Origin of the sequence: Streptomyces sp. BJ20, assembly GCF_022869105.1 — a bacterium.
In the GTDB taxonomy this organism is placed as follows: Bacteria; Actinomycetota; Actinomycetes; order Streptomycetales; family Streptomycetaceae; genus Streptomyces; species Streptomyces griseoincarnatus.
The window spans coordinates 3,897,173-3,918,504 of record NZ_CP094918.1 but is presented as its reverse complement, the minus strand read 5'-3'; the positions used below and the strand labels follow the sequence as shown (position 1 = coordinate 3,918,504).

Genomic DNA, 21,332 nt, shown 5'->3' with positions numbered 1-21,332 from the left:
CCCTGTCAGCGCTCTTCGTACGGGTCCGACGGCTCCGCGATCCGTACGACGGTCGTGGCCTGCAGCACCGGGGGCCAGGCCGAGGGAAAACCCAGTTCGCCACGAGGACGCCACGTCCCCGTCACCGTCACCCATGTGTCGGTCTCCGGGGCGTCCGGCCCGCGGACCTCCACCTTGCTCGTCGTGGCGTCGGCCGCGCAGCACGCCACCCGCAGCCGGGTCACGTACCAGGCATCGCCGTCCCCGGGTGTGACGAACCCGGTCAGCCGGACCGTGCGGCCCCTGAGCGAGTACCCGCTGTCGTAGACGGCCCGGGAACCGAACTGGCTCACACTCAGGTCCACCGGGTCCCCCGCGGGCAGAGCGGGGAAGGCGCCGACGCTCTCCGCGGCCCGTCTGGCCTCGTCGCGGGCCGCGCTGTACGAACCGAGTGCGGGTGGCGGGAAGAGGAGCAGCGCGGCGGCGGGCAGCACGAGCAGCCACGCCACCCGGGGGCTGCCCTCGTGGGAGTGGAGGTGGTCGTGCCGCTCCGCGACCAGGTGCCCGCCGTGGTCGGCGGCGTCGGTGCCGTACCGTGCCGCTCGCGCGGTCAGCGCCGCACGCACCAGACCGAGCAGCCCCAGCAGCGCGCCGGAGGCCACCAGGTAGGGCCGCAGGCCGCCCTGCACGTACCGCAGGTACAGGTCGCTGAGCAGGGCGATCCGCAGGACCGCAGCACCGACCAGCATCAGCAGGACGGCGGGACCATACCGCCTCACAGCACCCACCACCCCACGAGGACACTGCTGACCACGGCGACCACCCAGGTCGCGGACGAGAACCGGACGGCGAACGAACGCCCGAAGGTGCCCGCCTGCAGCGCGAACAGCTTGAGGTCGACCATCGGGCCGACCACCATGAACGCCAGTTGGGCGACGGGCCCGAACTGGCTCAGCGACGCCGCCACGAACGCGTCCGCCTCGCTGCACACGCACAGCACGACGGCGAGGACGCCCAGCAGGAGCACCGAGACCCAGACGGACACCGTGAAGACGTCCAGCAGGGACCGCGGCACCGTGATGTTGAAGGTGGCCGCTGCCGCCGAACCCAGCACCAGGAAACCCCCGGCGTGCAGGAAGTCGTGCTGGATCCCCGCCATGAACGACCCCGTGCGGGAAGTCCCCGGTCCGGCCGACGGCGCTTCTGGCAGCCGTAGCCACCCACTGCGGCCGAAGCGCGCCCACAGCCAGCCCAACGCGACGGCGGTACCCAGCGAGGCGGCGAACCGGGCCACCACCATCTGCGGGTTACCGGGGAACGCCAGGGAGGTGGCGACGAGAACGACGGGGTTGACTGCGGGGGCGGAGAGCAGGAACGCGAGTGCTGCGGCCGGGGCGACGCCGCGCCGCATCAAGCTGCCGGCCACCGGCACCGACGCACACTCGCATCCGGGCAGCACCACACCCGCGGCGCCCGCGACGGGTACGGCGAGGGCTTGGCTGCGCGGCAGCAGCCGCGTGAAGACGCGCTCGGGCACGAAGGCGCCGATGGCCGCTGAGACCAGCGCGCCGAGCAGGAGGAACGGGATGCCCTGGACGACGACGGCGGTGAACACCGTCCACCAGGCAGCGACGGGCGGAGTGTAGAGGTCGAGCGCGAGTGCGGGGCCGAGGAGACCGGCGACCGTGACGACGGTGACGAGTGCGGATCCACCGAGGACGACATGGACGACCGTCCGCGCGACGAGGCGTACGACATCGATGAGCCTGCCTCGTGCCAATGCGTGGTCCCGGGCGCTCACACCGCTCGGCCTCACCGCACCATCACCCGAACGCACCACCCACAGGAAGTCGCGGGCGGCTACCATGCGGCGCCCGGCCGGAGCAGTTTAGCGAGACACGGGTGTGGCGCCGGAGCCGCCTCCGCATACCGTCCACGCCGACATCGAACGCGAGATCGAGGAAACCTGCGAGAAGCTCTGAAGCCCCGCCCCACATCTGAGGTGCGCCATGCAGCAGTCCTCGGAGCCGACTGTGCCCACCCTGATCCGAGGAACGAATACTCCGGTGCAGCATCGAAAATCATTATCGGCAGCACGCTACGCAATCAACCTGTTTGCCGATGTGTGCACTCCATGGCAGCGTCGTCCGCGAGGGTAGAAAGCAGGAAGAATGCTTGAGGCCGCCGTCGCGAAGGGGCGGTGGACCGAATTCATGGAGATGAGTGAAGTGGCGACATCCCTGCAACATCACCCGCATTCAGGGCATGCCCATGCGCACGGCGAGGGCTGCGGCCACGTGGCCGTCCCTCACGGTGATCACGTCGACTACGTGCACGACGGGCATCTGCACCGTGAACACGACGGCCACGCGGATGAGTGCGAGGTGGGCGAGCACCGTGAGCACGCCGAGCACGCCCACGCGCACGGCGAGGGCTGCGGCCACGTGGCGGTGCCCCACGGTGACCACATGGACTACGTGCACGACGGTCACCGCCACGCGGCTCACCGGGGCCACTGGGACGACCACTGACTGTTTCGGGGGCACCCCTCCCAGGAATACGGAATGCACCCTGCTCCCAGGGGTGCATTCCGTATGCTTTTGCATTTCGTGCAGAAGTGCTTGCGCAGGGGGTGAGCGGTCGCTTCTCACCGGCTCGAGTACGGAAGGAGCGCCATCTCGCGGGCGTTCTTGACCGCCGTGGCGATCTGTCGTTGCTGCTGGGCCGTGACGCGGGTGACACGGCGGCTGCGGATCTTGCCGCGGTCGGAGATGAACTTGCGCAGCAGATCGGTGTCCTTGTAGTCGATGTAGGTGATGCCGGCCGCGTCCAGCGGGTTGGGACGGGACTTCAGCGGCTTACGGGGACCTTGGCGGGAGGCCATGGTGCTCCTTCTGTGTCGGGGCGTATGGCGCCGGTTCTACGTAACGGGGTCGAGGAGGGAGTCGAATGCGGCCGGGAGTCGTTTCCAAGCTTCGGGCCCTGCCGCGTACTCGGCGTCGGTGAGCAGACAGGACTCCAGCACCCGCGTGAGTCCGTCGCGGTCCAGGCCGGGGGAGGTGAAGACGAGGTGCTGGCAGCGGTCCCCGTGCTCGGGGTGCCAGTCCAGCGCGGCGGCCGCTCGGCGCACGGGCGGAACCATCTCCCAGGCGGCGTCCGGCAGGGAGGCGAGCCACGGGCCGGCGCTCTCCACGCACAGCGCTCCGCCGGCGGCGTCCCAGGCGAGCAGGGTGTCCGGGTGGTCGGCGAGCCAGAACCGGCCGCGGCTGCGGACCGCGGCGCAGCAGAGGTCCTCCAGCGCCTGGTAGAGGCGTTCGGGGTGGAACGGGCGGTGCCGACGCCAGACGAGGGTGGTGACGCCTGCCTCGTCGGCCTCCTGGGGGAGCAGGGCGCAGGCGGGGTGCTGGGCTGCGGCGGCCGCCTCCACGTCGAAACCGGCGAAGGCCAGCCGTGCGAGCTCCGGCGAGCCGGCGCTCACCTGACGGGCTGTGGGGTGGAGTTGGGTGAGGAGAGCCCGGTCCTCGTCGTCGGCGTCCTCGCTCTCCACGACGGCGAGGACGGGGGAGTACTCCAGTTGCCTGGCCCAGGTGTCGCCGACCGTGCGCTGGTCGCCGGCCGCGGCCGCGAGGCCCGCCTCGGCCAGGTCGTCGCCGTTGCCGAGGCAGGGGAGGACGAGAGCCGGATCGACCGCCGTGACCACGTTGGTGAGCCGGACCGCGTCGGCACCGTGCTGGACGACGGCCTCGGCCATTCCCTTGGGTTCGACGGAGTCCCACAGTTCGACGACGGCGAGCCGGGTGAGTCCGGCGTCGGCGAGTCGTCCCAACTCGGGGACCAGGTCCTCGCGCAGTGCGCAGCACGCGCAGTCGTTGACCAACGGGGCCTCTTCCCGGGACAACTCACCCGAAGCGTCGCGCACTTGACGCAGAACGGTGCCGTCGGCCGCCGTGGACAGGTCGTGATGGAGGGCCACACTGTGGGGCACCAGGTGCAGGAGGTGCTCCACGACCTTGCGGCGTGCCTCGGAGTGGATCCCGGCGACGATGACGACGGGGAGTTCGGAACCGCCGCGCATCAGTTGGCTCCGCGTCGGCCGTACCGGCGCTCGAAGCGCTCGACTCGCCCGGCGGTGTCCAGGACCCGGGCGGTCCCCGTGTAGAAGGGGTGGCTGACGTGCGAGACCTCGACGTCGACCACCGGGTAGGTGTTGCCGTCCTCCCACTCGATCGTCTTGTCGCTGGTCATGGTGGAGCGGGTGAGGAACGCGTAGTTCGCGGCCCGGTCGCGGAAGACGACGGGACCGTAAGCGGGATGGATTCCGGGCTTCATGGGTGTCCTTGAGTTCTGGGGCCGGTGGTGGAGCGGCGGGAGGGTCAGCGTTCCTCGCGGAAGTCGACGTGCCGCCGGGCGATCGGGTCGTACTTGCGCAGTACCAGGCGGTCGGGGTCGTTGCGGCGGTTCTTGCGGGTGACGTACGTGTAGCCGGTTCCCGCGGTGGAGCGGAGCTTGATGATCGGGCGTACCTCGTTGCGTGCCATGAGCGCTACTATATGGGAATGGTTTCCATTACCAAAAACTAGCCGTCTCTGATGAGAGGTAGGTACGACCTTGTCCGCCCACTGCCAACTGACCGGCGCCCAGCCGGGCTTCGGCAACACCATCTCCCACTCGCATCGGCGCACCTCGCGCCGCTTCGACCCCAACATCCAGCGCAAGCGTTACTGGCTGCCCGGCGAGGGGCGGTATGTCCGGCTGACGCTCAGCGCGAAGGCGATCAAGATCATCGACAGCATCGGCATCGAGGCCGCCGTGGCCCGCATCCGCGCCCGAGGGGAGAAGGTCTGATGGCCAAGAAGAGCAAGATCGCGCAGAACGAGAAGCGCAAGGCGGTCGTCGAGCGGTACGCGGCCCGCCGTGCGGAGCTGAAGGAGATCATCCGCCGGCCGTCCTCCACCGATGCCGAACGCCAGGCCGCAGCGGAAGAACTGCGGCGCCAGCCCCGCAACGCGAGCGCCACCCGAGTACGCAACCGGGACAGCGTGGACGGGCGGCCGCGCGGTCACCTCCGGAAGTTCGGCCTGTCACGGGTCCGCGTACGGGAGCAGGCCCACGCCGGCTTCCTGCCCGGGGTCACCAAGTCCTCCTGGTAATCACTCCGTTCGCGCGACGGGCTCCGGGTCCGGCCATGACTCGGCGGAGTCATGGCCGGACCTCCTGCTGAGCGTGCCTGCGAATGTCAGGGCAGGGGCGGGAGGTTGAGCCGGGCAGCCCTCGGCCGGGGGGAGCCGCTGCGTGGCCATGGCGGACACCGTCCGCCGGTAGGGGGAGCGGAAACTGGGCCCGGCAGATCCGCGGGCAGGCCGGCGAGGGTGTGTGATGCCAGTACGCCTGCACCCGGCCGCCGGACGCTCAGTTGGGCCGGATCAGATCAGGGCAGCACCAGTGCATACGGGCCCCGACCTCGCCGAGGACGTCGTTCTGAACCTGAGCGTCGAAGAAGAACGGGGCGGCTGTCGAGGGCCGCCAGGGCATGCCAGGGAAGCGGTGGGGGAGGAGGTTGATGACCTCAGCACGTCGGGTTCGTACAGGTCGCGGTCGCTCGAGGCGACGCGCTCTTCGGCCCGTGCGTGGTGCGTGCCGGGCCGGACGGTGCCGTGGCTGCGACCACCGCCCGACCCGGGGTCTCAGAGCCCCGTCATGGTGGTGACGGGGTCGTGCTCGTGCGCGCAGCTCTCGTCGAAGCCGTAGGTGTCCCAGGCGGGGAAGGGGTCGGAAGCGGGCAAGGCTTCGCCTTCCCTGATGAGGCAGTCGGTCAGGGCGGCCCGCAGCGACTCCGCGTTCAGATGGGTTCCGATGAAGACGAGCTCCTGAGCGAAGTCGCTGTCGGCGTCACGTGCGGAGGAGGGCTCGAAGCGGGCCACCGAACCGGCTTGCGACCACAGTCCCGTCACACGGGGTCGGCTGGCGAGGGTGAAGAAGCCCTTGGACCGGAGGATCTGCCCGTAGGCGCCACTGTCCAATGCCTCCGTCACGAACGCCCACAGCCGCCCCGGGTGGAAGGGCGTCGAGGAGCGGAAGACGGTCGACGAGATGCCGTACTCCTCCGTCTCGGGAACGTGGTCCCCGTTGAGTTCCCTGACCCAGCCCGGAGCCTGTTGCGCCCGCTCCAGGTCGAAGCGGCCGGTGCCCAGGACCTCGCCGACCGGTACGCGGCCCCGCACGGCCGCCGTCACGCGGGCGGCGGGGTTAAGGCGGGCGAGGGCGGCCCGCAGCCGGTCGGCGGACGCGGCGTCGACGAGGTCGAGCTTGTTGAGGACGATGACGTCGGCGAACTCGATCTGGTCCATCAGCAGGTCGCTGACCGTGCGTTCGTCGCCCTCGTACTGGTCCAGGCCCCGTTCGGTCAGTTCGTCGCCGCCGGCCAGCTCGGGCAGGAAGTTGGCGGCGTCCACGACCGTGACCATCGTGTCCAGCCGGGCCAGGTCGCCGAGGGTGGCGCCGTCGTCGCGGGCGAAGGCGAAGGTGGCGGCCACCGGCATGGGCTCGGAGATGCCGGAGGACTCGATGAGGAGGTAGTCGAAACGCCCCTCGCGCGCCAGCCTGTCCACTTCCTCCAGCAGGTCGTCGCGCAGGGTGCAGCAGATGCACCCGTTGGTCATCTCGACCAGGCGTTCCTCGGTGCGTGACAGTGCGGCTTCGCCGCCGCGCACGAGGGCGGCGTCGATGTTGACCTCGCTCATGTCGTTGACGATGACGGCGACGCGCAGACCCTCCCTGTTCCCGAGGATGTGGTTGAGCAGGGTGGTCTTGCCCGCGCCGAGGAACCCTGACAGGACGGTGACGGGCAGGCGCGCGGAGGGGGTGTGCGGCATGCCGTGTCAGCCCTCGGGCCGCAGCAGGCCACGTTCGTACGCCCTGGCCAGCCGCTGGGGGACGCGGTGCGGCACCCCGTCCACGGTGACGGTGACCAGCTGGGGCGTCACCGCCTTCCACTGCGCGCGACGGTGCCGGGTGTTGCTGCGCGACATCTTGCGTTTGGGCACGGCCATGAGGACCTCCGGGACGTGATCGGTGAACGAGACGGAGGTTACATGAAAATGGATGTCATTACGATGTCGATGCCGGGTGCCGCTCTGAAACGGGACAGGCTTGGGCGGCTGGGCCGAGCCTTCTGCGGACCCTTCGGGGGCCAGGCGGAACAGGGCCGGCCTGCCGTCGATGAACAGCTCTTCCCGCGCGAGGACGGAGTCGGCCGAGGGGCGGCACTCGGCGCCAGGAGTGTGTCCTGACGTGCAGTCGCGGAGGAAGGCGTTGCACGGCGGGACCGGCAACTCGTCGACGGAACAGACCGGTTCGCCGCGCGGGCGGCCGCCTGTCAGCAGCAGCCCGCCGGCTGGCCCGCTCGCCGGCCGCGCCTCTGTCGGCCGTCCGTCGGCACCATCCGTGGCCCCTCCCTGGCCCGACCCCGCACACCGGACAGGGAACAAGAAGGTCTCGGGTCCGAGCCGCGACCCGGACCGATCTGACAAGAAGTCAGCGGTCAGGGATGGCCGGTCTCGTGTTCGGGCAGCCGTGCCCGCAGTGTGGTGGCGAAGTCCTCGGCGCGGGCGAGCTGGACGCGTAGCTTCTCCACCTGCTCCGCCGCGCTGTGTTCGTACTCCCGCACACGCTGAAGGAGCGCCTCGCGCTCGTCCGGGCCGAGTTCACCGCCGTCGTCGAGGCGGTCGGTGGCGTCCAGCAGGTCGCGCATCTGGTCCAGGGTGAAGCCGAGAGGCTTCATCCGCCGGATGACCATGAGACGGGCGACATCGGTCTCGGTGTAGAGGCGGAAACCTCCCTGGGAGCGGGCCGAGGGGACGACGAGACCGGTCTGCTCGTAGTGGCGGATGGTGCGCAGGGACAGCTCGGTGCGCGCGGCGACCTCGCCGATCTGCATGTGTTTGCCGTCCACGTCCCTGCTCCCGGCCTTTCCCGCACGGCGGTGCCTTCTGAGCCCGCCGATGCCTACTCTAACGTTAGGGTAGAGTTGATGACGGTGAGGGCAGCCCGGCTGCCCCCGCTGTCGTCGTACCGGGGCCGATGCCGCCCCGGCGAAGATCCGATTCTTGCAGGAGAGAAGCGTGCGCGAGCCCATGACGCCCGGCGCCGCCGCCTGCCCGCCGTGACGTTTCGCCCCTGGACGTGAGCCGGTGGCGCCCTAGCGCCCGCCCACTCCGTCCCCTTCTGGTCCCCCGGCTCCGCGCTGACGGGGCCGTCCCGCGGGGTGCCGGCCCGGCTTCTCCGCGTCCTCCCGCCCGTCCCCGGCCTGCCCCGGGGGTGTGCCCGAGCACGACAGGTTCCTGAACTCTTGCCTTCCGCTACCGCTGTGCCCCAGGCCGCGCGCCTGCGCGGCCTGAAGCCCGACTGGCTGAACAACCCGAAGGTATGGCGCACCGAGGTCCTCGCCGGCCTGGTCGTCGCCCTGGCGCTGATCCCCGAGGCCATCTCCTTCTCGATCATCGCCGGGGTCGACCCGGCGGTCGGCCTGTTCGCCTCCTTCACCATGGCCGTGGTCATCTCGATCGTCGGCGGCCGCCGCGCGATGATCTCGGCCGCCACCGGTGCCATCGCCCTGGTCGTCGCACCGCTCAACCGCGAGCACGGCCTGGGCTATCTGGTCGCCGCCGTCATCCTCGCCGGCGTCTTCCAGGTCGCCCTGGGCGCGCTGGGGGTGGCGAAGCTGATGCGGTTCATCCCCCGCTCGGTGATGGTCGGCTTCGTCAACGCGCTCGCCATCCTGATCTTCATGGCCCAGGTCCCCGAGATGACCGACGTGCCGTGGCCGGTCTACCCGCTGATCATCGGTGGGCTGGCGCTGATGGTGTTCTTCCCCAAGGTCACCACCATGATCCCGGCGCCGTTGGTCTCCATCGTGATCCTCACCGTGATCACCGTCGGCGCGGCCGTCGCGGTGCCGACCGTCGGGGACAAGGGCGCGCTGCCGTCCTCGCTTCCCACGCCCGGTCTCCCGGACGTGCCGTTCACGACGGACACGCTGACCACGATCGCCCCGTACGCGTTCGCCATGGCGCTGGTCGGCCTGATGGAGTCGCTGATGACCGCGAAGCTGGTCGACGAGATCACCGACACCCACTCCAACAAGACCCGTGAATCGGTCGGTCAGGGCATCGCCAACATCGTCACCGGCCTCTTCGGCGGCATGGGCGGCTGCGCCATGATCGGTCAGACGATGATCAACGTGAAGGTCTCCGGCGCTCGCACCCGGATGTCCACCTTCCTCGCCGGGGCATTCCTGATGGTGCTGTGCATCGTCTTCGGGCCGATCGTCTCCGACATTCCCATGGCCGCGCTGGTCGCCGTCATGATCATGGTGTCGTTCGCGACCTTCGACTGGCACTCCATCGCCCCCAGGACGCTCAAGCGGATGCCTGCCGGTGAGATCGCTGTCATGGTGATCACCGTCGCCTGCGTGGTCGCCACCCACAACCTCGCCGTCGGCGTCGTCGTCGGCTCCATCACCGCCATGGTCATCTTCGCCAAGCGCGTCGCGCACCTCGCCGAGGTCACCGCCGTCACCGACCCCGACGGCACCACGGTCGTCTACCGGGTCACGGGCGAGCTGTTCTTCGCCTCCTCCAACGACCTCGTCGGCCAGTTCGACTACGCGGGCGATCCGAAGCAGGTCGTCATCGACCTGTCTGCCGCGCACATCTGGGACGCCTCCTCCGTCGCTGCCCTGGACGCGATCGAGACCAAGTACGCCCAACGCGGCAAGAGCGTCGAGATCATCGGCCTGAACGACCCCAGCGCCCACCTGCACGGCAAGCTCAGCGGTGAACTCGCAGCCAGTCACTGACCACCAACCGGTCCGCCCGTCCTGGCCCTCAACCGCCCGGACCGGCGTGACGCCGGCTCTCCGGGCTCATGGTCGACCACCATCGCCACGACTGCCGAGATGAAGGCAAGTGGCCGTGTTGCGAGACGAAGCGGGCCCCGGCTCATGCCGGGGCCCGCCCTCTCGCCGGCCCTACTCGTCGAGCTCGGCGCGCACTCGGCGTGGCGGGCTGAAGGTGTAGAGGCCGAGGATGCCGGGCGGATCGGTGACGCCGGGGCCGCCCCTCGCAACCCAGGCGGCGATGTCAACGGTGGCGTCAAGGTCGTTGACCAGGCCGAGCCAGACGGGCCGACCGCCGGCCCTGCGGCCGGTGGCGGAGGGCTGGATGACGACGACGTCGGCCCGCTCGCAGGCGTCGAGGCAGTCGGTGACCCGCACCGTCGCCGATCCGCCCAATGCCTGTCGCAGGTCACGCAGTTGGGCTGCGTGATCGAGTCCGGGGATCTTCGGGGTTCCGCAGCAGCAGCCGCGGCATACCGTGACCGTGGGCCGTACTGCTCCCGCCCCGGCTCCGGAGGCGGGGACAGAACGGTGGGAGCGCTTGCTCACTCGGCACCGCCTCGGGCCGGGTTGGTCCAGGCGGCTTCACGCAGCAGACGCAGGCCGTTGAGACCGACGATGACGGTGGAGCCCTCGTGCCCGGCGACGCCGAGCGGCAGCGGCAGGGTGGCGACGAGGTCCCAGACCACCAGCGCCGTGATGAAGACGCCGGCGATGACGAGGTTCTGGACGACCAGGCGCCGGGCGGTTCGCGAGAGGGCGACGACGGCGGGGACGGTGGCGAGTTCGTCGCGGACGACGACGGCGTCAGCGGTCTCCAGAGCGAGGTCGGAGCCGGCCTTGCCCATGGCGATGCCGGTGTGCGCGGCGGCCAGGGCAGGCGCGTCGTTGACGCCGTCACCCACCACCAGCACCTTGCGGCCTTCGGCTTCCCACTTCTGCACGGCGGCGGCCTTGTCCTGCGGGAGCAGGCCCGCGCGGACGTCTGTGATGCCGACCTGTGCGGCCAGGTGGCGGGCGGCGCGTTCGTTGTCGCCGGTCAGCAGGACCGGGCTTCGGCCAGTCAGCCCGGTGAGCGCCGTGACGGTGGCGGCGGCGTCCCGTCGTAGCCGGTCGGCGATGCCGATCACCCCGACCGGGCCGTCGTCGCGCAGGACGAGGACCGCGGTCTGCCCGGTCTCCTCCAGCTCCGCCACCGCCGCGGATGCGGGCCCGGTGGCGGCCGAAAGGCGGGCGGGCGATCCGACCTGGACGGTGCGTCCTGCGACGGTGACGCTCACGCCCTGCCCCGGAGCCGAGCTGAAGTCGAGCGCCTCGGGCAGCGACAGGCAGCGCTCGCGGGCGGCGTCGACCACGGCGCGGGCGAGCGGGTGCTCGCTGGGTTGCTCGGCCGCGGCTGCCAGCGCGAGCAGACCGTCTTCGTCCAGCCCGGAGCCGGGCAGGGTACGGATCTCGGTGACGCGGGGCGTGCCCTCGGTCAAGGTGCCGGTCTTGTCCAGGGCCACCGCGTCGACCTGTCCCAGGCGCTCCATCACGACGGCGGATTTGGCCAGCACGCCGTGGCGGCCGGCGTTGGCGATGGCGGACAGCAGTGGCGGCATCGTGGAGAGCACGACGGCGCAGGGCGAGGCCACGATCATGAACGTCATGGCGCGGAGCAGGGCAGGCTGGAGCGCGGAGCCGAAGGCGAGCGGGATCGCGAACACGGCGAGGGTCGCGATGACCATGCCGATCGAGTACCGCTGCTCGATCTTCTCGATGAACAGCTGGGTGGGGGCCTTGGTCTCGGAGGCTTCCTCGACCATCTTCACGATCCGGGCGATGACCGAGTCCGCCGGATCCCGGTCGACGCGCACGCGCAGGGCGCCGGTGCCGTTGACGGTGCCGGCGAACACCTCGTCCCCGGCCTTCCTGGCGACGGGCAGGGGCTCGCCGGTGATGGTGGCTTGGTCGACGTCGCTCGCGCCGTCCAGGACCTGGCCGTCGGCGCCGACCCGCTCGCCGGGCCGCACCAGGATGACGTCGCCGGCCTTCAGCTCCTCGGCGGCGACGGTCTCCTCGCCGCCGGGCACCAGCCGGGTCGCCGTGGTTGGCGCGAGGTCCAGCAGCCCCCGCACGGAGTCCGCCGTGCGGGCGGTCGCCACCGCCTCCAGTGCGCCGGAGGTCGCGAAGATGACGATCAGCAGCGCCCCGTCCAGGACCTGCCCGATGGCCGCGGCGCCGAGTGCCGCCACCACCATCAGCAGATCCACGTCCAAGGTCTTGTCCTTGAGGGCCTTCAGCCCTTCCCAGCCCGGCTCCCAGCCGCCTGTGACGTAGGTGGCGGCGAACAGCGGGCCCCACAGCCAGTCCGGGGCGCCGAGCAGGTTGAGCGGGAGGGCGATCAGGAACAGGGCCAGCGCGGCCAGCGCCCATCGGGCCTCCGGCAGCGCCAGCACCCGGGTGCGCCGCCGGGGCGGAGCCGGGCGCGGCCCGGCCACCACCGGCGCGGGCCGCTGGTCCAGGACAGAAGGCATGACAAAGCAACCCTTCGCGGGCGGACGGGGCAACACGTCCACCATACAGGAATGTCTGAACAGGTCTTCAGGTGTGACGGGTATGATGTCCGTATGGGCCACGGAACCGACACCAGCAGCGCCACCGCCAGAGAGCGCCTCGACGCTGTCGGCGCCGCCGACGTCGCCGCCACCCTCCAGGCCCTCGCCACACCCTCGCGGCTCTACATCCTGGCCCGTCTCCAGGAAGGCGCCTGCTCGGTGAGCGACCTCGCGGAGGCCGTCGGAATGGAAGCCTCTGCCTGCTCCCACCAGCTCCGCCTGCTGCGCAACCTCGGACTGGTCACCGGCGAGCGTCACGGACGCTCGATCGTCTACGCCCTGCACGACAACCACGTCGCCGAGCTCCTCGACCAGGCCTTGTACCACGTCGAGCACCTTCGCCTGGGTGTCCGCGACGTCCCCGCCGCTCTGGTCGATCCCGCCGTCGCCGACTGACAGCCGGCCGCTACCGGAGCAGTTCCGAAGTGCGCTCCGGGTGCGCAAGTCGATGTCGCGCGTGGTGGTCTGCTCGGTGATGCCGAACAGACGCGTCAGCCGGAGCGGGTCGGTGCTTTCGCACGTACCGTGGCTACGACCCGTCAGAAGGTTTGGGCACTTTCCTGCCGGGGGGCCCAGCACTGCTTCGGGCTGTGCTGTGATGCCCTCATGCGACCCGAGCATTGTCTGACCAGGAACCACATAGAGGCGTGGCATGGGCGTGCGCTGCCGTCGGAACCGGAACGGGTCGAGTTGTGGTCGGTGCTGCGCGGTTCGATCCTGCCGATCCTCGTCTGGACCGGCGTCGCGTGCCTCGCGTACTTCGGTCACGACCCGCTGGTAGCCATGGTCCTCGGTGGAGTCTTCGCGTTGTCGTTCATCGTCGGGTTCGGGCTCCGCCGGAGGGCACGGCACTCGGTTCGCTGCAGTGCCTACGGTGCGTTGGGCGGAGTGCTCGACAAATGCATGGCCGGGTTCTGAGGCGTTGCGGCGGAGAGGGGCAGGATCACCGGCTCCGTGGCGGCAGCCGGCCACCCGCCTTCGACTGCGAGATCAACAAGCAGTTGTCATGTGAGTCCGCCTTCTGTCGGGAGACAGGGGTCTCGTCAGAAGTCGTTCGCACTCTTGGCCATGAGACCGCCGTCACACACCAGGTGACTGCCCGTGACGTAGGAGGCGTCGTCGGAGAGCAGCCAGGTGGATGTACGTGCGATCTCGACGGGGTCGGCCATCCGCCCGAGCGGGATCTGTCGTGCCGCGGCGTCCCTCAGGCGCGCGCGCTCCGCTTCGAGTTCGTCACCGTCGAGGCCGGAGTAGAGCAGGGGCGTGTCGGTGGCGCCGGGGACGACCGCGTTGACGCGGATGCCGTGAGGGGCGAGATCGATGGCGGCAGCCCTGACGAGCGCGGAGACTCCGCCCTTTGACGCTCCGTATGCGCTGTTCGAACCGCCGGCGAAACCGACGAAGGCGGAGGGGGACGACACACACACGATGGATCCCGGCCTCCCGGCGTTCTGGAGGGCTTGGGCGGCTGTGCGTACGGTCAGGAAGGCGCCGGTGAGATTCACGTCGAGAACACGGCGCCATGTGTCCAGAGGCATCCGCGCCAGGGGCGCGTTGATCTCGATGCCGGCGCTCGCGATCACTCCGTCCACCGGGCCCAGTGATGACCTCGCCTCGGCGAATGCGTCGGCGAGTTCCTGTTCGTCGGTGACGTCCGACGCGGTCGACCAGACCTTGCGGGCGCCGACTCGACGGGCCTCGGCCGCCGCCCGCTCGGCGCTCTCGCCGTCACGGTCGAGGATGGCGACGGCCCAGCCCCGGCGTGCGGCTTCGAACGCGGTGGCGCAGCCGATTCCGCTTCCGCCGCCGGTGATCAGGATCGTCTTGGTCATTCGGAGGGGTCCTTGGTGGTTCCGAAGTGAGTGTGGATGTGGTCGGTGACGGCGCGGTCCAGTGCCTGTTCGTCGCCCGTGCGGAGTGCGTCGATGAGTTCGCGGTGCTGGGCGGCGACCACGGTCGCGTCCGAGTAGTGGTTCGCGTCGCGTCGGAAGTAGGCACGCACGCGGGGCTGGATGGACCGCCAGATCTGAAGGCAGTGCTGCTGGTCCGACAAGGTCACGACCGCTTCGTGGAAGCGGATGTCCTCGTCGGCGAGCAGCGCCGCGTCCGCGGAGTCGGCCGCCGCCTCCATGTTGTTCACGAGTGACTGGAGATGGGCGTAGTCCGCGTCGGTCAGGCGGGGCATCGCTTTGCGGAAGGCGAACTTCTCCAGAGAGGTCCGGACCGGTACGAGTACGTTCTCGATCTCCTCCTGGGAGACGCCGAGCACCTCCGTACCGCGGTAGGGGTAGGAGATCACGAGACCTTCCTGCTCCAGTTGACGCAGTGCTTCGCGGACCGGCGCCCGACTGGTTCCCAGTTGTTCGGCGACCCCCAGCTCCGTGAGCTTCTGACCTGCTTCGAGACGGCCCGAGGTGATGGCCTCCCGCAGGACGTCTGCGACTGTTTCGCGGCGGGAGGCGAGGGAGCCGGAAGGAAGCGCGGGAAGAGCGGGAAGAGCGGACATGGCCGGAGCGTAACAGGATCGTACTTTGTCGACAATCGAGCTCGCGCCCCGTGGTCCGTGGGTGGAGGCCGCTGAGGGGGTGCGGTGGGGTCCAGATGGTGATCGGAGTGAGGGGGTGTCTCGTCGCATGGTCGCTCCCGTGTCTGTGGTGGCACCTGGGTGGGCAGCAGTCGACAGGCTATAAGCAAATGGTCGATTGTCGACAATGTCGTTGTGGTCGGGTACGGTCCAGAACACTGCCGCCGCCACCGCGTCGATGCCTGCGGCGGTGACACCCGCTGCGAGAGGTACTCATGAAAATCACCAGGGTCGAGACATGCGGTCTTCGTGGGGCGACCCCCGAGGGCGGTTGGTCGAACGAACTGCGTCCGGACGATGTAGTGCACACGCTCGTCGCCGTCCACACCGACGAAGGCATCACCGGTATCGGAAGCGCGTTCACCAGCGAGACCCTGGTCCGGGGAGCGATCGACCTCCTGCTCCCGCATCTCGTCGGACAGGACCCGGTGGAGGTCGAGCGGATCACCGAGACGCTGCACCAGACCGCATTCTGGATGGGGCGGGGCGGCGCGCTCACGCACGCGACGAGCGCGATCGACATCGCCCTGTGGGACGTCGCCGGCCAGGCGCTCGGCCAGCCGGTCGGCAGACTGCTCGGCGGTTGCCACCGAGCCCGCGTGCGCCCCTACGCTTCGGTGCTCATGGACGAGGCGGGGCCCATGACCGACAACCTCACCCAACTCGTGGAGCAGGGCTTCACCGCGTTCAAGATCGGCTGGTGGAAGTTCGGCCGGGTGGACGCCGCCACCGACGAGCGCACGGTCGCTGCCGCCCGCACTGCGATAGGCGACCGGTTGCTCGCTGTCGACGCCGGCGGCTCCGAAGGCTTCTTCCCCGGCGATCTGGCGTGGGCGAAGCGCACCGCGCGGATGCTCGCCGACTACGATGTCGCCTGGTTCGAGGAGGCGCTGGCGCCGGACGATCTCGAAGGGTTCGCGGAACTGCGTGCGGGTTCACCCGTCCCCATCAGCGGTGGAGAGGTCCTCACCCGACGGCAGAGCTTCGCCCCCTACCTGCGGTGCCGTGCCTTCGACATCGTCCAGCCCGACACCACGAAGGGCGGCGGTCTGAGCGAATCGCGTCGGATCGGCTGGGCGGCCCAGGACCTCGGTATCCGCCTGATCCCGCACGGATGGAACACGGCCATCGGTCTCGCCGCCGATCTGCAGCTCTCCTCCGCACTCGCTTCCACCGACCTCGTCGAGTACAAGACCGGGTCGGCCTATGTGGACGATCTGGTCACGGGTGGCTGGCCGCTCGACGCCGACGGATACCTCGACATCCCCTCAGGCCCGGGACTCGGAGTGTCCCTCGACCAGGAAGCGGTCGAGAAGTACGGCACGCGGCCCCAGTTCGCGGAGTGATTGCGAGGTCGGGTGGTTGGGGTGGGGTGTGGGTCGGAATGCGGATTCGCCGACCGCGGCGGACCCGGCCCCACCGGCCGACCGCGCCGCCGATCGCCACAATGGGCCCTGCCCCGCCAGGACTGCCGCTGAGCGGGCACGTGCAACTCGATGTCCGGATCCGTGGGCTCCTCGTTGTGCCGGTCGTGGGGGCTCCTCACCATGTGGGCCTCGGACGAAGCGGACGCCGACCCCGAACGGTGACCGCAGCCGGGGCCCGAGCGGATCCCGGATCGCTCATGCCGCCACTCCGCTCCCTCAGGGCCCGGTTGCCAGGGAGATCGCATAGCGGCTCGGCTCCTCGTCCGTCCGGGCAACGTACGCCGGACCTCGCCCGTCGTGCGGGTGTGGAGGACGAGCGGGCGGCGTGTGTGGTCGGCCGGCTCGCGTCGGGCGGAGGAACCGGGTTGTCGGGCGCCGAGGAACCGCACCGAGTCCGTCCTGGCCCGGCGCCTGGGACTGACCCGGCGCCCGGGACCGATGCCCAAGCCGTCATTTTCAGCCGATCCGGCGATGAGCCATGGGCCTGGGCGGTGACGACCGGTGCCGACTCGTAAGCTGCCGCCATGAGTGAGATCCAGACCCCGACGCCCCGCGACGCCTTCGAGCTGCTGCTGGCCGGTAACCAGCGCTTCGTCGCCGGCACCTCCGAGCACCCGAACCAGGACGCCGCCCGCCGCGCCGAGACCGCACCCTCCCAGCAGCCCTTCGCCGTGCTGTTCGGATGTTCCGACTCCCGGCTGGCCGCCGAGATCATCTTCGACCGGGGGCTGGGCGACCTGTTCGTGGTGCGTACTGCCGGCCACGTGACGGGTCCGGAGGTGCTGGGCAGTATCGAGTTCGGCGTGGAGGTGCTCGGCTGCCCGCTGGTCGTGATCCTCGGGCACGACTCGTGCGGCGCGGTCGGCGCGGCGTGTGCCGCGCTGGAGGACGGCATGACGCCGGCCGGGTACGTCCGGGACGTCGTCGAGCGGGTGACCCCCAGCGTGCTGGCCGCCCGCGCCGCCGGACGGGTTGAGCCGGAAGAGGTCCTCGCCGAGCACGTAAGGCACACTGCCGACCTGTTGCTGGACCGCTCCCGGGTCCTCGCCGACAAGGTCGCCGCCGGCCGGACCGCCGTGGTGGGCCTGCGCTACCGCCTGGCCGACGGCACCGCGGAGCTCGTCGCCTCCCGCGGTCTCGAAGCGGCGGGGATCGCCGCAGCCTGACCGTTCAACGGGACGTGCCGTCGCGTCGCGGGGCGCGCTGACGGCATCCCTGGGCAAGAATGCACAGGTGCAGCCACTGCCGGTCCCCTGCCCCGCTCACCTCGTCCCGGACGCCACCGGTACCCATGCCTTCCACGACGCCTACCGCACTGCCATGGCGCACAACGCCGTGTTCGTCGCCATCGAAGCCGAGGGTCGGTACTGGACCGTGAAGGCGGACACCCTCACCACCGGCTCCGGCCCCAGGGTCACGGATGCCGCCAACGACGCCATCCGGACGGCGATCCTCCGGCTGGTCGACGCCCGTGAGGTCGATTTCGGCGCCTACACGGGACCCGTCTACTTCATGATGCACGGCGTGCGGGACGAAGAACGAGCCCGCGAACTCGCCGCCGCGCTCCACGCCGCCCTGCACGAAGACCTGGACCCCCTCTCCCGCGCCGTCCCTCCTGCATCGAGCTCCGGGTAGCAGCCGCCCACGTCTCTCGCACGGCGTTGACGCAGGTGACACCTTCTCAGGCTCGGCGAGGACGACCAGGGCGCGCGGTGCGTGGTGGGAGGGATGCTGGCCGGGCACCTGGGTGTGGCTGGTCGCCCGGCTCACCAGTTACCCACGGAAACCCTTTCCCCGCGACCTCCCCTGCGCCACCATGAGCCGTCATACCCGCCGGTACGTCAGGTTGGCACGCGGGTCGCACGGTTACAGGGAGGCGGCGGGATGGCTCGGGCCGACGACGACAGCAATCGTGGTGGTGCGGAGCCCGGTCACGGGATCCACGCGGGCGCGTCCGACGCGCGGCTCACCGAGCTGCTGCGCGCTGATACGGTCACGGCGTATCCGGCGCTCCAGGAACTGCGCGCCCGTCATCATCCGCACGTCCTCGCCTACGCCAGGCTGTGCACTCCCCACGAGTCCATGGCACGGCAGCTGGCGGCCCAGGCGTTCACGCTGGCGGCACGTCAGACCGCCCGCGGAATCGACTCGGGACTGCCCTGGCGCCACCAACTCCTCCTGCTGGTCGCCCGGTCGGCCGGGTCCTGGGCAGGGGACGGGCGGGCTGCCGGACTGGACGCGGGACTGTTGCTCGTCCTGAACTCCGTCGGCCCCTCCGGCCCTGTGCCCCCCATGCTCACGGCATTTCAGTCGTTGTCCTCCCGTACTCAGGGCCTGATCTGGTACGGGATCGTCGAGCGGGAGCCTACGGAGAACACGGCCGCCCTCCTCGGCCTGACCCGGCAGGACGTCACTTACGGTACAGACGCGGCCCTGCAGCAGCTGGCCCGTGCCTGCCTGCGCACCCGCCTCACCGCCTCCGAGGACCCGGACTGTTCCGACTTCGGCCGTCTCATCGAGGAATCCGTTCGGCCGGACAGCCCCCGCGACAGCGCCGATCTGCACGCCCACATGACGCATTGCCCGCACTGCACGACGGCATACGAGGAGCTGGCGGCCCTGCGGGACGCACCGCGCACGGCGCTGGCGGAGGGGCTGCTCCCGTGGGGCGGTACGGCGTACGTGGCGGGCGACCCGGGCGAGCGGGGGGTCGGTGCCACCGGCGCGTGGCGGAGCGGGCCCGGCCCTGCCGGATCCGGGCTGGAACCGGAGGACGGGGAACGGGCGCCGGATCGCCGGCGCACCGTGCTGGTGTCGGCGGTACTGGGGGTGGCCCTGCTGCCGGTGGCGGTGTTCCTGGCGGCGCAGGGCGGATCGCCGTCACCTGACCCTGTGGGCTCGGCGAACACTCAGGTGAGTACACCGCCGGTGGTGGTGACGGTGACGGCCACCGTGTCGGAGACGCCGTCGTCGGCCTCGGCCTCGCCGTCACCCTCGCCGTCGCGGACCTCGAAGTCGCCCTCCCCGACAAGGAGTCCGTCACCGACGAAGACGGCGAGCCCAAAGCCGCCGCCCTCCTCCACACGCCCGCTCTCCGGCTCGTTCGCGCAGGTCGTGAACGTCGCGTCGAGCCTGTGCCTGGACGTGAGCGGCGCCTTCTCCAACGGGACCGACGTGATCACGGCCCCCTGTTCGACGTCACGTACCCAGCGCTGGCGCGTCGACGACGACCGTGGGTTGCTCCAGTCGGCCGCCGACCCCGACTACTGCCTCGACAGCCGGGGAGCGACACACCGGGGCGTAGGGATCTGGGAGTGCGACTCGGTGGAGGGCCGCAACGGCCGGAATCTGATGTTCGTGGTGGACGAGGACGGGCTGATCCGCCCCGCCATCGCCTTCGGTACGGCCGTCACCCCGGACGGCGGCGCCGGGAACGGGCTGTCACTGGAGTCGGCGGGTGAAGGCCACGGGCAGCGGTGGCGGGCGGGGGCCGCCTGATCGGTTCTCACGCACGATGCGCTGCAGGATCTGCCCACGCCGGCACCGGGGGTGAGGTGGCCGACGTTCGTCTCGGCGCAGCGTTCCGCGACGGTGGCCGTCGCCGGCCGTGGAGGGCGTGCGGTGCGGGGCGGCGCATCACTTCCTGCCGGGTACGGCCCGGACCAACGCCCGTCACCCGGACATACCCGCCGCACAACGCCGGGAACGCGCTCGTGTCCGCGGCGAGAGGGCATTCGCAGGGGCGGACGCCCTCTCGCCGCCGCAGTCTGTGGGCCGGCGCCGCGGTACACGGCCCAGCCGGCCCGTGGATCAGGTCGACCAGAGGACCTTCCCGGAGCGGGCGATGACCACCTTGCCGTCCTCGCGCAGGATCAGCTCGGCTCCTTCGTTGCCCCAGGTGTCGGAGGCCCAGATCGGTCGGTCGTCGCCGTTGTGGATGACGAGGTTGCCGTCGGACTGGAAGATGGCCCGGTGGTTCTCGCCGAAGGTCATCGACGCCCAGGTGGGCTTGTTCTTCTCGTTGTAGACGACGAGGTTGCCGTCGGGCTGCATCACCATGCGGATGCGGTTGGTGGTCCACGCCTGGCTGACCTCCAAGGTGCTGACGGCGCGGACTGTCGAGGCCGTCCAGTCGGGCTTGGGGGTCGGCTTGGCCTTCGGCTTCGGCACGACCTTCTTCGCCGGTGCGCTCGTCGTGGGCTCGGGTTTCGGCGCCGGCGGGGGAGCGACGGCCTTGACCGGCGCGCTCGGCTGCGGCTTCTCCACGGTCGGCGTCGGGGTGGGCTTCTCCGTGACGTAGTCGTCAAGGGCGGCGCCGGCCGAGCCCGGATCCAGTACGGTGTCCGACTCTCCCGCGGCCAACTCCTTGGCGCCCTCCGGTCGTTTGTCCTCGTCCACGCCACCCGCCAGCAGCAGCGGTACGGCTATCAGGGCCGCTCCGACAATCCCGGCCACGGCGAGGACCGGTTTGCGTGGACGCCCGCTGTCGACGCCGCTCGCGGTCCTGGCGGGGACCGCCGGCGCGGCGGCCACGGCAACGGCCGTGCGCTGCTCGTCCGCCGCCGACTCGCCCGACTCCCTCGCCTGTGACCCGCCCGTCTCGGCGGCGGACGTGGCTGTCGTGGCCGCCTCGGAGGGGGAGCCGGGGACGGACGAGGCCTCCGCGGTGGGCGCGGCGCGCTCGTTCTCCGCGGCCGGGGTGACCGAGCTGCCCGGAGCGGTGGTCGACTGCGCGGTGTCCGGGGAGGCAGCGGCCTGGGTCGCGTTCGCGTTACTGGCGGGGTTCTGTGCGGACATGCGAATACTCCCTGGGGGCGGAGCGCGTCGGATCCGACGGCTTACTGGCGTGC

At 70.5% G+C, this 21,332-nt stretch carries 24 protein-coding genes; 10 read left to right on the top strand and 14 right to left on the bottom strand.

All coding sequences use genetic code 11. From position 1 onward, the window contains the following. Positions 1 to 5: 5 nt before the first annotated feature. Entirely contained in the window at positions 6 to 758 is a 753-nt protein-coding gene (locus MTR79_RS17385) for a TIGR03943 family protein (protein ID WP_244791129.1), read from the bottom strand. Next, positions 755 to 1,759 (bottom strand): permease, encoded by a 1,005-nt coding sequence (locus MTR79_RS17380; protein ID WP_244791127.1) that lies wholly within the window; start codon positions 1,757 to 1,759, stop codon positions 755 to 757. The genes MTR79_RS17385 and MTR79_RS17380 overlap by 4 nt, the downstream gene beginning before the upstream one ends. A gap of 439 nt (positions 1,760 to 2,198) precedes the next feature. Here MTR79_RS17380 and MTR79_RS17375 point away from each other — a divergent pair, with 439 nt between their 5' ends. Beyond that, positions 2,199 to 2,510, top strand: a complete 312-nt coding sequence (locus MTR79_RS17375; protein WP_244793206.1) for a hypothetical protein — start codon at positions 2,199 to 2,201, stop codon at positions 2,508 to 2,510. Positions 2,511 to 2,626: 116 nt separating this feature from the next. Here the strand turns inward: MTR79_RS17375 and rpsR are convergent, their stop codons facing one another. From rpsR to rpmG, 4 genes are read right to left on the bottom strand one after another with little or no spacing between them, the layout of a single operon-like run. Then, complete coding sequence (gene rpsR, locus MTR79_RS17370; protein ID WP_048459753.1) at positions 2,627 to 2,863, bottom strand: 30S ribosomal protein S18; 237 nt, start codon at positions 2,861 to 2,863, stop codon at positions 2,627 to 2,629. Between the two features lie 36 nt (positions 2,864 to 2,899). Continuing rightward, the gene (locus MTR79_RS17365; RefSeq protein ID WP_189364803.1) at positions 2,900 to 4,054 is read right to left on the bottom strand and encodes a GTP-binding protein; all 1,155 of its coding nucleotides are present in this window, start codon (positions 4,052 to 4,054) and stop codon (positions 2,900 to 2,902) included. Then, positions 4,054 to 4,308, bottom strand: a complete 255-nt coding sequence (locus MTR79_RS17360; protein WP_033274215.1) for a type B 50S ribosomal protein L31 — start codon at positions 4,306 to 4,308, stop codon at positions 4,054 to 4,056. The genes MTR79_RS17365 and MTR79_RS17360 overlap by 1 nt, the downstream gene beginning before the upstream one ends. Before the next feature lie 44 nt (positions 4,309 to 4,352). Further along, entirely contained in the window at positions 4,353 to 4,517 is a 165-nt protein-coding gene (gene rpmG / locus MTR79_RS17355) for a 50S ribosomal protein L33 (protein WP_033274214.1), read from the bottom strand. Positions 4,518 to 4,587: 70 nt separating this feature from the next. On the opposite strand from rpmG, the gene rpmB reads away from it, so the two are divergent. Together rpmB and rpsN are read left to right on the top strand one after the other, a co-directional pair. Continuing rightward, positions 4,588 to 4,824, top strand: coding sequence for a 50S ribosomal protein L28 (gene rpmB / locus MTR79_RS17350; RefSeq protein WP_189364805.1), 237 nt, complete (start codon positions 4,588 to 4,590; stop codon positions 4,822 to 4,824). Further along, on the top strand, positions 4,824 to 5,129 hold the full coding sequence (rpsN, locus tag MTR79_RS17345) for a 30S ribosomal protein S14 (RefSeq protein WP_048459756.1): 306 nt from the start codon (positions 4,824 to 4,826) through the stop codon (positions 5,127 to 5,129). Before rpmB ends, rpsN begins: the two co-directional genes overlap by 1 nt. A 534-nt stretch (positions 5,130 to 5,663) precedes the next feature. On the opposite strand, the gene MTR79_RS17340 is transcribed toward rpsN, so the two are convergent. The 3 genes from MTR79_RS17340 to MTR79_RS17330 form a co-directional block, all read right to left on the bottom strand. Continuing rightward, positions 5,664 to 6,851 carry a GTP-binding protein gene (locus MTR79_RS17340; protein ID WP_189364806.1) on the bottom strand — a complete coding sequence of 396 codons (1,188 nt, stop codon included), beginning with the start codon at positions 6,849 to 6,851 and terminating at the stop codon, positions 5,664 to 5,666. A 6-nt stretch (positions 6,852 to 6,857) separates the two neighbouring features. Continuing rightward, positions 6,858 to 7,028, bottom strand: a complete 171-nt coding sequence (rpmF, locus tag MTR79_RS17335) for a 50S ribosomal protein L32 (RefSeq protein WP_189364807.1) — start codon at positions 7,026 to 7,028, stop codon at positions 6,858 to 6,860. A gap of 491 nt (positions 7,029 to 7,519) precedes the next feature. Next, the gene (locus MTR79_RS17330) at positions 7,520 to 7,930 is read right to left on the bottom strand and encodes a MerR family transcriptional regulator (RefSeq protein WP_189364808.1); all 411 of its coding nucleotides are present in this window, start codon (positions 7,928 to 7,930) and stop codon (positions 7,520 to 7,522) included. 414 nt (positions 7,931 to 8,344) lie between these two features. On the opposite strand from MTR79_RS17330, the gene MTR79_RS17325 reads away from it, so the two are divergent. Further along, positions 8,345 to 9,835 carry a SulP family inorganic anion transporter gene (locus MTR79_RS17325; RefSeq protein WP_244791125.1) on the top strand — a complete coding sequence of 497 codons (1,491 nt, stop codon included), beginning with the start codon at positions 8,345 to 8,347 and terminating at the stop codon, positions 9,833 to 9,835. Positions 9,836 to 10,006: 171 nt separating this feature from the next. On the opposite strand, the gene MTR79_RS17320 is transcribed toward MTR79_RS17325, so the two are convergent. Together MTR79_RS17320 and MTR79_RS17315 are read right to left on the bottom strand one after the other, a co-directional pair. Further along, a complete protein-coding gene (locus MTR79_RS17320) occupies positions 10,007 to 10,423 on the bottom strand; it encodes a (2Fe-2S) ferredoxin domain-containing protein (protein ID WP_244791124.1) in 417 nt (138 codons plus the stop codon). Next, a complete protein-coding gene (locus MTR79_RS17315) occupies positions 10,420 to 12,390 on the bottom strand; it encodes a heavy metal translocating P-type ATPase (RefSeq protein WP_244791122.1) in 1,971 nt (656 codons plus the stop codon). The genes MTR79_RS17320 and MTR79_RS17315 overlap by 4 nt, the downstream gene beginning before the upstream one ends. A 93-nt stretch (positions 12,391 to 12,483) precedes the next feature. On the opposite strand from MTR79_RS17315, the gene MTR79_RS17310 reads away from it, so the two are divergent. Together MTR79_RS17310 and MTR79_RS17305 are read left to right on the top strand one after the other, a co-directional pair. Then, positions 12,484 to 12,867: a metalloregulator ArsR/SmtB family transcription factor gene (locus tag MTR79_RS17310; RefSeq protein ID WP_189364818.1), complete on the top strand. Its 384-nt coding sequence runs from the start codon at positions 12,484 to 12,486 to the stop codon at positions 12,865 to 12,867. Between the two features lie 210 nt (positions 12,868 to 13,077). After that, positions 13,078 to 13,389 (top strand): hypothetical protein, encoded by a 312-nt coding sequence (locus tag MTR79_RS17305; protein WP_189364819.1) that lies wholly within the window; start codon positions 13,078 to 13,080, stop codon positions 13,387 to 13,389. Positions 13,390 to 13,514: 125 nt separating this feature from the next. Here the strand turns inward: MTR79_RS17305 and MTR79_RS17300 are convergent, their stop codons facing one another. Both MTR79_RS17300 and MTR79_RS17295 read right to left on the bottom strand, forming a co-directional pair. After that, positions 13,515 to 14,303 (bottom strand): SDR family oxidoreductase, encoded by a 789-nt coding sequence (locus MTR79_RS17300; protein WP_189364820.1) that lies wholly within the window; start codon positions 14,301 to 14,303, stop codon positions 13,515 to 13,517. Then, positions 14,300 to 14,977 (bottom strand): GntR family transcriptional regulator, encoded by a 678-nt coding sequence (locus MTR79_RS17295; RefSeq protein WP_189364821.1) that lies wholly within the window; start codon positions 14,975 to 14,977, stop codon positions 14,300 to 14,302. Before MTR79_RS17295 ends, MTR79_RS17300 begins: the two co-directional genes overlap by 4 nt. Positions 14,978 to 15,270: 293 nt before the next feature. Here MTR79_RS17295 and MTR79_RS17290 point away from each other — a divergent pair, with 293 nt between their 5' ends. From MTR79_RS17290 to MTR79_RS17275, 4 genes are all read left to right on the top strand, one after another. Then, positions 15,271 to 16,401: a mandelate racemase/muconate lactonizing enzyme family protein gene (locus MTR79_RS17290; protein WP_244791120.1), complete on the top strand. Its 1,131-nt coding sequence runs from the start codon at positions 15,271 to 15,273 to the stop codon at positions 16,399 to 16,401. Positions 16,402 to 17,006: 605 nt separating this feature from the next. After that, on the top strand, positions 17,007 to 17,648 hold the full coding sequence (locus MTR79_RS17285; RefSeq protein WP_189364823.1) for a carbonic anhydrase: 642 nt from the start codon (positions 17,007 to 17,009) through the stop codon (positions 17,646 to 17,648). Between the two features lie 67 nt (positions 17,649 to 17,715). Then, positions 17,716 to 18,117: a hypothetical protein gene (locus MTR79_RS17280; RefSeq protein WP_189364824.1), complete on the top strand. Its 402-nt coding sequence runs from the start codon at positions 17,716 to 17,718 to the stop codon at positions 18,115 to 18,117. A 249-nt stretch (positions 18,118 to 18,366) separates the two neighbouring features. Next, the gene (locus tag MTR79_RS17275; RefSeq protein WP_244791118.1) at positions 18,367 to 19,980 is read left to right on the top strand and encodes an RICIN domain-containing protein; all 1,614 of its coding nucleotides are present in this window, start codon (positions 18,367 to 18,369) and stop codon (positions 19,978 to 19,980) included. A gap of 312 nt (positions 19,981 to 20,292) precedes the next feature. Here MTR79_RS17275 and MTR79_RS17270 read toward each other — a convergent pair whose 3' ends face one another. Beyond that, entirely contained in the window at positions 20,293 to 21,279 is a 987-nt protein-coding gene (locus tag MTR79_RS17270) for a mannose-binding protein (RefSeq protein WP_244791116.1), read from the bottom strand. Positions 21,280 to 21,332: the final 53 nt, after the last annotated feature.

Bases quoted from the DNA above. Each gene is read 5' to 3' on its own strand.
- rpmF (WP_189364807.1), bottom strand. From the start codon at position 7,028: ATGGCCGTGCCCAAACGCAAGATGTCGCGCAGCAACACCCGGCACCGT.
- MTR79_RS17340 (WP_189364806.1), bottom strand. From the start codon at position 6,851: ATGCCGCACACCCCCTCCGCGCGCCTGCCCGTCACCGTCCTGTCAGGG.
- MTR79_RS17290 (WP_244791120.1), top strand. From the start codon at position 15,271: ATGAAAATCACCAGGGTCGAGACATGCGGTCTTCGTGGGGCGACCCCC.
- MTR79_RS17305 (WP_189364819.1), top strand. From the start codon at position 13,078: ATGCGACCCGAGCATTGTCTGACCAGGAACCACATAGAGGCGTGGCAT.
- MTR79_RS17315 (WP_244791122.1), bottom strand. From the start codon at position 12,390: ATGCCTTCTGTCCTGGACCAGCGGCCCGCGCCGGTGGTGGCCGGGCCG.
- MTR79_RS17270 (WP_244791116.1), bottom strand. From the start codon at position 21,279: ATGTCCGCACAGAACCCCGCCAGTAACGCGAACGCGACCCAGGCCGCT.
- rpsN (WP_048459756.1), top strand. From the start codon at position 4,824: ATGGCCAAGAAGAGCAAGATCGCGCAGAACGAGAAGCGCAAGGCGGTC.
- rpsR (WP_048459753.1), bottom strand. From the start codon at position 2,863: ATGGCCTCCCGCCAAGGTCCCCGTAAGCCGCTGAAGTCCCGTCCCAAC.
- MTR79_RS17275 (WP_244791118.1), top strand. From the start codon at position 18,367: ATGGCTCGGGCCGACGACGACAGCAATCGTGGTGGTGCGGAGCCCGGT.
- MTR79_RS17295 (WP_189364821.1), bottom strand. From the start codon at position 14,977: ATGTCCGCTCTTCCCGCTCTTCCCGCGCTTCCTTCCGGCTCCCTCGCC.
- rpmG (WP_033274214.1), bottom strand. From the start codon at position 4,517: ATGGCACGCAACGAGGTACGCCCGATCATCAAGCTCCGCTCCACCGCG.
- MTR79_RS17310 (WP_189364818.1), top strand. From the start codon at position 12,484: ATGGGCCACGGAACCGACACCAGCAGCGCCACCGCCAGAGAGCGCCTC.
- MTR79_RS17365 (WP_189364803.1), bottom strand. From the start codon at position 4,054: ATGCGCGGCGGTTCCGAACTCCCCGTCGTCATCGTCGCCGGGATCCAC.
- MTR79_RS17360 (WP_033274215.1), bottom strand. From the start codon at position 4,308: ATGAAGCCCGGAATCCATCCCGCTTACGGTCCCGTCGTCTTCCGCGAC.
- MTR79_RS17375 (WP_244793206.1), top strand. From the start codon at position 2,199: ATGAGTGAAGTGGCGACATCCCTGCAACATCACCCGCATTCAGGGCAT.
- MTR79_RS17285 (WP_189364823.1), top strand. From the start codon at position 17,007: ATGAGTGAGATCCAGACCCCGACGCCCCGCGACGCCTTCGAGCTGCTG.
- MTR79_RS17300 (WP_189364820.1), bottom strand. From the start codon at position 14,303: ATGACCAAGACGATCCTGATCACCGGCGGCGGAAGCGGAATCGGCTGC.